The organism is uncultured Methanobrevibacter sp. (assembly GCF_937906425.1).
GTDB lineage: Archaea > Methanobacteriota > Methanobacteria > Methanobacteriales > Methanobacteriaceae > Methanobrevibacter.
The window spans coordinates 1-5,818 of record NZ_CALCYR010000258.1 but is presented as its reverse complement, the minus strand read 5'-3'; the positions used below and the strand labels follow the sequence as shown (position 1 = coordinate 5,818).

General features: G+C 30.2%; 6 protein-coding genes. 4 read left to right on the top strand and 2 right to left on the bottom strand.

What is annotated here, in order from left to right; all coding sequences use genetic code 11:
- Positions 1-384: hypothetical protein (locus tag Q0138_RS07605; protein WP_297982902.1), on the bottom strand; the 384-nt coding region annotated here is incomplete at its 3' end.
- The gene (locus tag Q0138_RS07600) at positions 360-998 is read right to left on the bottom strand and encodes a hypothetical protein (RefSeq protein ID WP_297982901.1); all 639 of its coding nucleotides are present in this window, start codon (positions 996-998) and stop codon (positions 360-362) included. The genes Q0138_RS07605 and Q0138_RS07600, both read right to left, overlap by 25 nt.
- A 246-nt stretch (positions 999-1,244) precedes the next feature.
- Between Q0138_RS07600 and comB the strand changes: the two genes are divergently transcribed.
- The 4 genes from comB (at position 1,245) to Q0138_RS07580 (ending at position 5,725) form a co-directional block, all read left to right on the top strand.
- Positions 1,245-2,006, top strand: coding sequence for a 2-phosphosulfolactate phosphatase (gene comB / locus Q0138_RS07595; RefSeq protein WP_297982903.1), 762 nt, complete (start codon positions 1,245-1,247; stop codon positions 2,004-2,006).
- A 286-nt stretch (positions 2,007-2,292) separates the two neighbouring features.
- Complete coding sequence (locus tag Q0138_RS07590; protein WP_297982900.1) at positions 2,293-3,459, top strand: TraB/GumN family protein; 1,167 nt, start codon at positions 2,293-2,295, stop codon at positions 3,457-3,459.
- A gap of 326 nt (positions 3,460-3,785) precedes the next feature.
- Positions 3,786-4,046: a DUF1922 domain-containing protein gene (locus tag Q0138_RS07585; protein ID WP_297982899.1), complete on the top strand. Its 261-nt coding sequence runs from the start codon at positions 3,786-3,788 to the stop codon at positions 4,044-4,046.
- Positions 4,047-4,375: 329 nt separating this feature from the next.
- Complete coding sequence (locus Q0138_RS07580; protein ID WP_346662272.1) at positions 4,376-5,725, top strand: hemolysin family protein; 1,350 nt, start codon at positions 4,376-4,378, stop codon at positions 5,723-5,725.
- The last annotated feature ends 93 nt before the right edge of the window (positions 5,726-5,818 follow it).

Here is a 5,818-nt window from a genome sequence, read left to right as displayed (position 1 = left end):
ATCCACGAAATCGTGGGTGGCAGCCAGTTCGCGGTCGAAGTCGGTAGCAGTAACCACGACCTCCTCATTCTCAGCAAAGCGGCGGGCAGTGCTCTTCATAATCGCCAAAGCGTCAGGCATCACCACATTGAGTTCCTCCTCCATGCGGTCAAGCACCTCCTTCTCGAGCTTGTCGATATGGTTGAAGTGGCTCTCACGCTCCTCTATGGGGAGTGTCTCTATCTTATCCTTGGTGGCTTGTATCTCTGCCTTGAGGTCGTCGGCACAGTGCTGCACCTGTTGCTGCAATTCCTTAGTACGGGCACGCAGCTCATCATTGGAGAGCTGGTCAATATGCTCGTAGGCTTGCTTTATCTGCTCTACGTAAGGCTGTATCTCACGCATATCACGCGAAGCCTTATTACCGAATATCTTTGTTCTGCTCTTTCAATTGGATTTTTAGAAACATTTGAATGGGTTAAAACCTTGATTAAAATAATTTCATTATTGTCCAAATCCTCATTTTCTAAAACAATATCTTCAAGATAATCCGGATAAACAATATATTCAAAGTCTTCCTCTTTCAAATTAGAATCTGAATTTAAACTAAAATCAATAATATTAGCTCCAAGATTTCTAACAATATCCTTTAGAAATTCGGAATAAACCTTAACATTTTTATTTGAATTAGATTTTTTTATTTCATCAAAAGATGGCTTGTCTAAATTTGCATAAGTCAAATCAGAATAATCTAAAAAGATTTCATCAATTTCTGAATCAGTTATGGGCGAATCTATTAAATCATTTTCAAAACAAAGCTTTGAAACTTCCATAATGCTTTCCCTAATCTGTAAAAAAGTATTTAGTTTAATGGCTAATGAATCCATTTCAACCTTGCTTTCAGACAATAAAATTGCAAAATCCCCATCTTCTAAGGATGGATGTTTATTAATGTTAAAATCCTTTAAACCAGCCCATTCTACAATCTTTTTACACATTGGAGTAGTTACAATTTTCATTTTTTTCACAACATAAGAGTTAAAATAATCAAAATAATCAATGATTAGAAATAGAAATTAATAAGCTTTTAAAATAATAAGATTTAATTGATTTTTAAAAAACTTAAAAAAAATTTCAAACTTAACTAATCTATTAATATGAATCAATTCTATATATTATAATGGACATTAATAAAAATTTTTATTTAAAACAAAATATATTTTTTTAAAATCACTGATTAAACTAATAGAGGCATTAAATTGAAAGTGAAACTAGAATTTGAAAAAAGTTCTTCAAAAGATGTTTCAATTATGATAGATACATTAAGGGCAAGTACTTCAATTATAGCAGCTTTAGATAAGTTTAAAGAAATTATTCCTGCTTTCACTCCTGAAGAAGCAATTGAATTAGCCAGAAAACATGATGCAGTCTTGGCTGGAGAAAGAAGAGGGAAAACAATTGAAGGATTTGATATTGGAAATTCACCAACAGACCTAAGGGACTATAAAACCACTAAAGACTGCTTGGTTCTTACAACAAGCAATGGAGTAAGAGTATTGGAAAACATTCATTCAAAAACAATACTTATTGGAACATTGACAAATGCAAAGAAAGTTGCAGAAACTGCAATTAAACTTGCAAATGAAGAAATATCCCTTGTAATGGCAGGATTTGAAGGACATTTTTCAATTGAGGATTTTATTGGTGCTGGAGAAATACTTTATTGGATTGATAAGGAATTAAATCTTGAAGATGACATCACAGAGATTCCAAACATTAATGAAAGAAATGAAAAATTGGACAAAAGTTTATGGAGAAAAAGAGAAGGCCTTAGCGAATATGCATTTTCAGCCCTTTTGGCAAGTAGAAACCAGGACATCTTTATGCAAAATCTTGGGAAATCAATGTCTGCAAGAAGATTGACTTTTTTAGGATACGAAGAGGATGTAAAATTCTGTTTAGAGAAAAACATTAGTGAAAATGTTCCAATTTATAAAGATGGAAAAATCAGATTATTTAATGAATAAATAAAATAATCCTAACCCCCTTATTCATAATCAATTTTTAAAAATAAAATAATCTTAACCACTTATTCATAATCAATTTTTAAAAATAAAATAATCTTAACCCATTATTTTAAATCAACTTACCTAAACAAAAATAAAAATCATTTGAAAAAAGTTCTAATTTTTCAAAAAATATATAAATAAATTAATAAAGATAAATAAATTACATTAATATTAATAGATAAATTAAGAAATTTTTATTAACTTAAAGTTAATTATTTTAAAAAGTATCAAGAAGGAAAATCTAATGAATAGAGAATGTTTAAAAATTATAGGAACTGCTCACGTTTCACAGGAAAGTGCCAATGAGGTAAGAGAGGCAATCCTTGAAGACCTGCCGGATGCAGTTGCTATTGAATTAGACAGAGGAAGATACATCAAATTAATGAATCAAAGAAAGGGCATTGAAGAAAATGATGAAATCCACATTTCCAAAATCATTAAGGAAAATAAGGTAGGCCTTTTCTTTATTACAACAATTCTCTCCTATATGCAAAATAAGATTGGAGATGATTTAGACGTTAAACCTGGATCTGAAATGATTACTGCAATTGAAGCTGCAGAAGAAATAGGCTGCAAAATCGTTTTAATAGACAGGGACATCAATATTACATTGCAAAGAGTTTTAAACAATATGAGCGGATGGGAGAAACTAAAATTCCTCTATGGACTAATAGCTTCCCTTTTCTCATCAGATGAGGACGAACTTGATGTTGAGGAACTTAAGGAACAATCCGTTATCGATGAGGCAATGGGTTACTTTAAGGAAATTTCCCCTGGAGCTTATGAAGCATTGGTAAACGAAAGAGACGCTTATCTTGCAAACAGCATATTACATATTCCGGAAGACCATGTCATAGCAGTTGTAGGTGCAGGACATAGGGAAGGAATTAACAGATATCTGGATAATCCCGAAACAATTCCACCTCATTCCGAATTGATAAGCCTTGAAAAGAAGGGAGGAATTCCTTGGCTTAAGATCATACTTGCACTTATTCCCATCATGTTTATAGTGATATTTTTTCTTGCATGGCTAAAAGGAATCCAAATTCAAGGAAATGTTATAGAATTTATTGTAATCAGCATGATTATGGGCTTTTTAGGTTCAATATTATCAGGATCTAAAATCCAATCCGCACTTATTGGAGGAGTTGTAGCTCCTTTAACCATTATCCACCCTTTACTTGCAGCAGGTTGGTTTTCAGGACTTGCAGAAGCAAAATTCAGAGAAGTAAGAACAAGCGACATACATAATTTAGGAAAAATAGAAAGTTTAAGGGATCTTTGGAACAATAATATTGTAAGAATATTGCTAGTTGTTATAGGAACCAATTTAGGTGTCAGTATAGCTACATTGGTTATACTTCCTTCACAGGTTTTCATACCTCTCTTTATGAAAATATTCGGAGGATAAATAATTTTAATGGATTTCCATTGAAACTATTGTTTAATTGAATGGATTTTAAAAATAATCATACTTAGAATGTTTACTATTTATTGAAGATAGTTATTCAAAAATATTTTAAAAATAAACATGCTTAAAATGTTTACTATTTATTGAAAATAGTTATTCAAAAATATTTTAAAAATAATCATGCTTAAAATGTTTACTATTTATTGAAAATAGTTAAATTCGATATTTTAAAAATAAACAATCCTTTGAAATTTATCTATTTCTTTTTGATGTAATATTAAAAAATTTTGATTATAATATTAATAATAAAAAAATAAGTGATTTAAATGTATTACATATTTAGATGTGACTGTGGAAGAGTACTTTATGCAAAACAAGGCGTTAAAACCAGAAAATGTACTTGTGGAAAGACAATTAAAGTCAAAAGCCGCAGAATTCTTCAAAAAGTAGAAACTGCAAATGACGCTTCAGAAGCTGTTCAAAAAATGCAAGAGGAAATCTACGGAGGAAGCATGTTTAAAACAGCTGATGAATTTAAATCAAATAAATTCTTAAATCAATTGGAAAGAAAATTTAACAATGAATAATTGGTTTAAAATGAAAAATCATTTTTCTTAATAAAAATTGAATTAAAATAAAAAATTCAATAAAAATTAAAAAATTTTAATTTAAATAAAAAAATTGAATTAAAATAAAAAATTCAAATTAATTACAAAAATTAAATTTAATTACAAAAATGGAATTAAAATAAAAAAATTCAACTAAATTACAAAAATTAAATTTGATTATAAAAATTCAATTCAATTGCAAAAATTTTAAAAATCTGGCTTTTTTTAAAAAAAAATTCATATAAACATAAATATTATAAAATCATAAATTAAAATGAATTTTAAAAATACAATTTTAAAAGGACTTAATGAAAATGGACTCGATAATAATACTTATTGAAATTGCAATAATAATAATCTTGATAATACTTAATGGAGTATTATCACTTGCAGAAATTGCAGTTGTATCGGCAAGACGTATAAAAATTCAAAAAATAGCAGAAACTGGAAACAAAAATGCTATAAAAGTACTGGATTTCATGGACCATGCAAATGAATTTTTATCAACCGTTCAAGTAGGTATCACCTTTGTAGCAATCATTACAGGGGCACTTGGTGGAACTACATTCTCTGAACCTTTAGGAATATTCTTAAGCCAATACATACCTTACAGTTATCAAATCAGTTTTATAATTGTGATTTTAATTACAACCTACTTTACAATTTTGATTGGAGAAATTGTACCTAAAAGAATGGCTTTAAATGATCCTGAAGACTATTCCCTAAAAACTGCAAAATTCATGCAGATTACTTCAATTATCTGTAAACCAATTGTAAGATTATTGGATGGATCAACCAATTTTGCATTAAAACTTGTTGGTTCTGAAGCAAAAGAAGACTTGGTCACTGAAGAGGAAGTCAAGTTATTAATTGAAGAGGGAATTGAAGACGGAACCATTGAAAAAGAAGAGGAAGACATTATCAAAAGAGTTTTCCGTCTTGATGACCAGAAAGTGGATATGATAATGACTCCTAGAAGTGAAATGATATGGATTGACTTGGAAGACAGCATTGAAGAAAACAAGAAAAAAATCATAAACAGCAAACGTTCCATATTCCCAGTTGCTGAAGAAGAATTGGATGATTTCATTGGTGTTGTACAGGCAAAGGACATCTTAAGCAAACTCTTTGAAGAGGATACAATAGACATTAAAAATACTGTAAAATCACCTTTGGTTGTTCCTGAAAGCATGCTTTCAATGGATTTGCTTAAGGAATTTAAGCAAAACCAATCCTATGTTCACATGGCACTTGTGGTTGATGAATTCGGCAGTGTGGTCGGATTGATTACATTAAACGACCTTCTTGAGGGAATTGTTGGAGACATTCCCGGAATTGATGAGGAAGACGATCCAAAGGCTATTCAAAGAAGCGACAATATCTGGACCATTGACGGAAGATTTTCAATCGAAGACTTTAAGGACCTATTCAATATTGAAAAAGATTTGCCTGGAGAAGTTGAAGACGGTTATACAACAATTGCAGGTTTAATCCTTTCCCATGCAGGCAGAATACCTGAAGAGGGAGAAAAATTCGAATTCAAGAAATTCACATTCGAAATCATTGACATGGACGGAAACCATATTGATAAAATATTTGTTAAAGTCAAGGACGAAAAAAAAGAAAATAAATTCGCCCAAGACAAAAGAGATGAATAAAAAATTAAAAATAAGAAAAAATCATCCGAAGACAAAACAGATGAATAAAAAATTAAAAATAAGAAAAAATCATCCGAAGACAAAACAGATGAA